Annotated in this window: 3 rRNA genes; all 3 read right to left on the reverse strand. The window is 56.2% G+C overall.

The features are described from left to right. Positions 1-8: 8 nt before the first annotated feature. Positions 9-123 (reverse strand): 5S ribosomal RNA (gene rrf / locus A5724_RS23225). A 115-nt stretch (positions 124-238) separates the two neighbouring features. Next, positions 239-3,363: ribosomal RNA gene (locus A5724_RS23230) — 23S ribosomal RNA — on the reverse strand. Positions 3,364-3,743: 380 nt separating this feature from the next. Further along, positions 3,744-5,265 (reverse strand): 16S ribosomal RNA (locus A5724_RS23235). The 16S, 23S and 5S rRNA genes sit together here, the layout of an rRNA operon. Positions 5,266-5,440 lie beyond the last annotated feature (175 nt).

Raw genomic sequence — 5,440 nt, forward strand, 5'->3', positions numbered from 1 at the left:
TAAATTGTGTTCGGCGGTGTCCTACTTTTCCACCCGGGTTGGGTAGTATCATCGGCGCTGGCAGGCTTAGCTTCCGGGTTCGGGATGGGTCCGGGCGTTTCCCTGCCGCTATGGACCGCCGTAACTCTATTCACTTTTTCAAAGTGCCCACTTGGTGGTGGGAATCCTGTAGTGGCCCCGTGATTTTTGGTGGTGGGGTGTGGTGCCGTTGTTTGTGGATGTGTGTGGTTGCGAGTTTGTGTGTAAGTTTTCGGCCGGTTAGTGCCAGTTCCCTGCGCCTATTGCTAGGTGTGTAGGTCTGGTCTATTGATCCCGTGGTCTGCGGGGGGCCTTATCCCACTGAAATGGGTGAGAAGCCTGGTCTTGGAGGGGGTTTCCCGCTTAGATGCTTTCAGCGGTTATCCTGTCCGAACGTGGCTATCCAGCGGTGCCCCTGGTGGGACAACTGGTGGACCAGAGGTTCGTCCGTCCCGGTCCTCTCGTACTAGGGACAGGTTTCCTCAAGCTTCTGACGCGCGCGGCGGATAGAGACCGAACTGTCTCACGACGTTCTAAACCCAGCTCGCGTGCCGCTTTAATGGGCGAACAGCCCAACCCTTGGGACCTGCTCCAGCCCCAGGATGCGACGAGCCGACATCGAGGTGCCAAACCATCCCGTCGATATGGACTCTTGGGGAAGATCAGCCTGTTATCCCCGGGGTACCTTTTATCCGTTGAGCGACACCCCTTCCACTCGGGGGTGCCGGATCACTAGTCCCGACTTTCGTCCCTGCTCGACATGTACGTCTCGCAGTCAAGCTCCCTTGTGCACTTACACTCAACACCTGATTGCCGTCCAGGTTGAGGGAACCTTTGGGCGCCTCCGTTACATTTTAGGAGGCAACCGCCCCAGTTAAACTACCCACCAGGCACTGTCCCTGAACCGGATAAACGGTCCGAGGTTAGAGGCCCAATACGATCAGAGTGGTATTTCAACAATGACTCCACCAAAACTGGCGTCTTGGCTTCACCGTCTCCCACCTATCCTACACAAACCGTATCGAGCACCAATACCAAGTTGTAGTGAAGGTCCCGGGGTCTTTTCGTCCTGCCGCGCGTAACGAGCATCTTTACTCGTAGTGCAATTTCGCCGAGTCTATGGTTGAGACAGTTGAGAAGTCGTTACGCCATTCGTGCAGGTCGGAACTTACCCGACAAGGAATTTCGCTACCTTAGGATGGTTATAGTTACCACCGCCGTTTACTGGGGCTTAAATTCTCCGCTTCACCCCCGAAAGGGTTAACGGGTCCTCTTAACCTTCCAGCACCGGGCAGGCGTCAGTCCGTATACATCGTCTTGCGACTTCGCACGGACCTGTGTTTTTAGTAAACAGTCGCTTCTCACTGGTTTGTGCCACCCCCTCCCGCTGCCCCCAGCAAGTGGGTTCACGATATGGGGGTCCCCCTTCTCCCGAAGTTACGGGGGTATTTTGCCGAGTTCCTTAACCATAGTTCACTCGTACGCCTCGGTATTCTCTACCTGACCACCTGTGTTGGTTTGGGGTACGGGCCGTGTGTGAGCTCGCTAGAGGCTTTTCTCGGCAGCATAGGATCACCGAATTCACCTCACTCGGCTATGCATCACCTCTCAGACATAAGACACCCGGATTTACCTAGATGTCGTCCTACCGGCTTGCCCCAGTATTACCACTGACTGGTACGGCTACCTTCCTGCGTCACCCCATCGCTTGACTACTACCAACGAAGATCCCGCGCAGCCCCTCAACCCCTCACACCCGAAGGTGATCAGTGATCGAAGTTTTGGGCGGTTAGTACCGCTGATTCATCACGGGCGCGCACACACGGGTACGGGAATATCAACCCGTTGTCCATCGACTACGCCTGTCGGCCTCGCCTTAGGTCCCGACTCACCCTGGGCGGACTGGCCTGGCCCAGGAACCCTTGGTCTTTCGGCGGGCAAGGTTCTCACTTGCCTTATCGCTACTCATGCCTGCATTCTCACTCCCACACCCTCCACAACACGTTTCCACGGCTGCTTCACCGGATGCAGGACGCTCCCCTACCCAACGTAAAACTACGTTGCCGCGGCTTCGGCGGTGTGCTTGAGCCCCGCTACATTATCGGCGCACAATCACTTGACCAGTGAGCTATTACGCACTCTTTCAAGGGTGGCTGCTTCTAAGCCAACCTCCTGGTTGTCTTCGCGACTGCACATCCTTTTCCACTTAGCACACGCTTAGGGGCCTTAGCCGGCGATCTGGGCTGTTTCCCTCTCGACGCACGGAGCTTATCCCCCGCCGTCTCACTGCCACGCAACACACTGCGGCATTCGGAGTTTGGCTGACGTCAGTAACCTAGTAGGGCCCATCGGCCATCCAGTAGCTCTACCTCCGCAGTGCTCACACGCAACGCTGCACCTAAATGCATTTCGGGGAGAACCAGCTATCACGGAGTTTGATTGGCCTTTCACCCCTACCCACAACTCATCCCCTCAGTCTTCAACCTAAGTGGGTTCGGGCCTCCACAACATCTTACTGCTGCTTCACCCTGGCCATGGGTAGATCACTCCGCTTCGGGTCCAGAACACACCACTACACCAATCCCAACGAATTGGATACGCCCTATTCAGACTCGCTTTCGCTGCGGCTACCCCACCCGGGTTAACCTCGCGACATGTCCCTGACTCGCAGGCTCATTCTTCAAAAGGCACGCCATCACCCCACGAAAAATCGAAGGCTCTGACGGATTGTAAGCGCACGGTTTCAGGTACTCTTTCACTCCCCTCCCGGGGTACTTTTCACCATTCCCTCACGGTACTAATCCGCTATCGGTCACTGGGAAGTATTCAGGCTTACCGGGTGGTCCCGGCAGATTCACAGCAGATTCCACGGGCCCGCTGCTACTCGGGGAACAGTTCCACGAAAGCCATGATGTTTTCAGTTACGGGGCTCTCACCCACTGCGGCAGACCATCCCAGGCCACTTCACCTAACACCACGGTTTATCACTTTCGCTCCTGACGGCGGCCAGAAGAAGAAACGCCCCACAACACCACACACACAACCCCCGCCGGGTATCACATGCACGCGGTTTAGCCATCCTCCGCTTTCGCTCGCCACTACTCACGGAATCACACTTGTTTTCTCTTCCTACGGGTACTGAGATGTTTCACTTCCCCGCGTTCCCCCCCAACGCCTATACATTCAGCGTTGGGTGACACGACATCACTCGTGCCGGGTTTCCCCATTCGGACATCCTCGGATCCACGCTCGGTTGACAACTCCCCGAGGCATATCGCAGCCTCCCACGTCCTTCATCGGCTCCCAGTGCCAAGGCATCCACCATGCGCCCTTAAACACTTACAACACAAAACCAAAAAATGAGTCACCCACACCCACCCCACAAAAAAAGGGGCACATGCGGGCATCAGAAAAATTGCACATCAACACACAACAGCCTGCAAAACAGACTCCTGCGTGCTAGATGCTCGCAACCACTATCCACAAATCAAACACCACACCCCACCACCAAAGCAGGGCGACAACCAAACCTCTTGACCCGCAAGCCAAGAACAACGGGCTTGTTGCCTCAAAGCCCAATAGTGTGTCTGATGATTTCCGTGTAGCCCTCAAACCCGTTGAGCCACAACACGTTTGTCATTGCACCAAGCCGGCGCCACTACAGCGACCAGACTCCTCACGGCTCACACCCCCACAGCGGAAGTGTTTTTCGTGGTGCTCCTTAGAAAGGAGGTGATCCAGCCGCACCTTCCGGTACGGCTACCTTGTTACGACTTCGTCCCAATCGCCGATCCCACCTTCGACGGCTCCCTCCCACAAGGGGTTAGGCCACCGGCTTCGGGTGTTACCGACTTTCATGACGTGACGGGCGGTGTGTACAAGGCCCGGGAACGTATTCACCGCAGCGTTGCTGATCTGCGATTACTAGCGACTCCGACTTCACGGGGTCGAGTTGCAGACCCCGATCCGAACTGAGACCGGCTTTGAAAGGATTCGCTCCACCTCACGGCATCGCAGCCCTTTGTACCGGCCATTGTAGCATGTGTGAAGCCCTGGACATAAGGGGCATGATGACTTGACGTCATCCCCACCTTCCTCCGAGTTGACCCCGGCAGTCTCTCACGAGTCCCCGCCATAACGCGCTGGCAACATGAGACAAGGGTTGCGCTCGTTGCGGGACTTAACCCAACATCTCACGACACGAGCTGACGACAGCCATGCACCACCTGCACACAGGCCACAAGGGAACCAATATCTCTACCGGCGTCCTGTGCATGTCAAACCCAGGTAAGGTTCTTCGCGTTGCATCGAATTAATCCACATGCTCCGCCGCTTGTGCGGGCCCCCGTCAATTCCTTTGAGTTTTAGCCTTGCGGCCGTACTCCCCAGGCGGGGTACTTAATGCGTTAGCTACGGCACGGATCCCAAGGAAGGAAACCCACACCTAGTACCCACCGTTTACGGCGTGGACTACCAGGGTATCTAATCCTGTTCGCTCCCCACGCTTTCGCTCCTCAGCGTCAGTTACTGCCCAGAGACCCGCCTTCGCCACCGGTGTTCCTCCTGATATCTGCGCATTCCACCGCTACACCAGGAATTCCAGTCTCCCCTGCAGTACTCCAGTCTGCCCGTATCGCCCGCACGCCCACAGTTAAGCTGTGAGTTTTCACGGACAACGCGACAAACCACCTACGAGCTCTTTACGCCCAGTAATTCCGGACAACGCTCGCACCCTACGTATTACCGCGGCTGCTGGCACGTAGTTGGCCGGTGCTTCTTCTGCATCTACCGTCACTTGCGCTTCGTCGATGCTGAAAGAGGTTTACAACCCGAAGGCCGTCATCCCTCACGCGGCGTCGCTGCATCAGGCTTGCGCCCATTGTGCAATATTCCCCACTGCTGCCTCCCGTAGGAGTCTGGGCCGTATCTCAGTCCCAGTGTGGCCGGACACCCTCTCAGGCCGGCTACCCGTCGTCGCCTTGGTAGGCCATCACCCCACCAACAAGCTGATAGGCCGCGGGCCCATCCCACACCGCAAAAGCTTTCCACCACACGACATGCATCGCGTAGTCCTATCCGGTATTAGACCCAGTTTCCCAGGCTTATCCCAAAGTGCAGGGCAGATCACCCACGTGTTACTCACCCGTTCGCCACTCGAGCACCCCCGAAAGGGCCTTTCCGTTCGACTTGCATGTGTTAAGCACGCCGCCAGCGTTCGTCCTGAGCCAGGATCAAACTCTCCAAACAAAAACCCCCAGGCCACAACCCAGGCAGAATTCACAATCAGAGAAACCTGACCAAACAAGACACCAAAAACTGGCATCAAAAAACACCACCCCCTAAACGGGAAAAAAAGGGGCGGCAAAAAACAACAAACAAAAACCACCAAACACACTATTGAGTTCTCAAACAACACACCCGC

The sequence above is a fragment of the Mycobacterium sp. ACS1612 genome (assembly GCF_001667505.1).
Classification (GTDB): Bacteria; Actinomycetota; Actinomycetes; order Mycobacteriales; family Mycobacteriaceae; genus Mycobacterium.